Annotated in this window: 1 protein-coding gene; it reads right to left on the bottom strand. The window is 56.7% G+C overall.

Annotated elements, in window-relative coordinates; all coding sequences use genetic code 11:
• Positions 1-1,627: BCCT family transporter (locus tag GOX61_RS22300; protein WP_170337274.1), on the bottom strand; the 1,627-nt coding region annotated here is incomplete at both ends.

Raw genomic sequence — 1,627 nt, 5'->3', positions numbered from 1 at the left:
ACGCCTGCAGCTTCGCGCCTGCCGTCGTTCCAGATGGCCTTGATCAGCGCGATGCACATTAGTGCCATGACGATCGAGAATGGCAGCGCCCCGATGACCATCGCGGTCTGGATCGCTCCTGTTCCGCCAGAGATCAGCAGACCACCAACTACCAATGCCAGAGCCGCGCCCCAGAACATGATGTGCGGGCGCGCTTTGGGACCTTCGTCGCCGGCTGCATTGATCGTATTCACGATCAGGACCGCCGAGTCAGCGGACGTTACAAGGAACGTCAACAGCAGGACAACAATCACAGCGGCCATCGCCCACGCCAATGCTTCTGCAATCGGAGCAAGCATGTGTTCCGTCATTGCAAAGATCTTGTCGCCGTTCGCCGCATCCAGAATGACGCCGTTTGCATCTCCGTTCAGTTCCAGATCGATTGCCGTGCCTCCGGCCCAGGCGAACCAGACAAAGCACATCAGCGCGGGCACGATCATCGCGCCCAATACGAATTCACGGATCGTCCGACCTCTGGAAATCCGCGCCAGGAACAGGCCGACAAAGGGTGCGAACGCAATCCACCACGCCCAGTAGAAGACCGGCCACCAGCCCTGCCACTGTGCAAGCAGGAACGCTTCCGACCCCTCAACACCATCAGAGGCGTACACGTTGAAGCTCAGCCATGGCAGCGCGATCACATAATCCCAGATGCCTACGAAGAACGCCTTTGCGCCAAAGAAGGTGGCACCGAACAGGATGAAGAAACCCAAAAGGAAGATCGATAGGCCCATATTGATGTTCGACAGCCATTTGATGCCTTTCCCGACACCGGATAGAGCCGACAAGGTCGACGCACCCATGATGACAATCAGAGCAACGACGATGCCCAGTGTCGTGGCCGAACCATCAGGCTGAGCAAGGCCGCCGACACCGATACGTGTGAGCCCTGCAACGAACTGCTCGACACCGAAACCCAATGTCTGGGCTACCCCAAGAATAGTGGCAACAACGGCGACGATGTCGATCAAATGGCCGAGGTTGCCCGACAGCGATTTACCAAACAATGGAGTCAATGAAGAGCGGATCGTCAGTGGCAGCCCGCGACGGTAGCTGAAGAAAGCAAGCGCCAAACCAGCTATCGCGTAACATGCCCAAGCCCCGAAACCCCAATGCAGATAAGACCAGACATAGGCCGTACGTACATTGTCGGCGTCCAGAGCCGTTGTGACACCCTGAATGACCGACGGGTTGTTTTTGAAATGCGCCACCGGTTCAGCAACGGCCCATGTCAGCATGCCAACACCGATGCCCGCACCAAACATCATCGAGAACCATGAGAAGTTTGAAAATTCGGGCTTCTCGCCTTCCACACCCAGCTTCAGCCGCCCTGCTGTGGGCCACATCGCCAAACCTATGCAAACGATCACAAATGCAGTCACAACCCAGATGTACCAGGCGGCGAACTGCGCCAGAATGGCCGCATTCCAATCGCCCAGGACGCGCCCGGCTTGTGTCGGCCACACAATACACCAGACAACCAGCAGGCTGATGATGATCTTGCTGATCACCGTCACATTAATACTGAACCCCCGATAAAAACCGTTGTCAGCGGTCTTGATCGGAAGTTCCGAAAGAGGTGGCTTTA

It is taken from the genome of Ruegeria arenilitoris (assembly GCF_013030265.1).
Lineage (GTDB): Bacteria > Pseudomonadota > Alphaproteobacteria > Rhodobacterales > Rhodobacteraceae > Ruegeria > Ruegeria arenilitoris_E.
The sequence above is the reverse complement of the archived record's forward strand: the minus strand, read 5'-3'. Positions and strand labels throughout refer to the sequence as shown.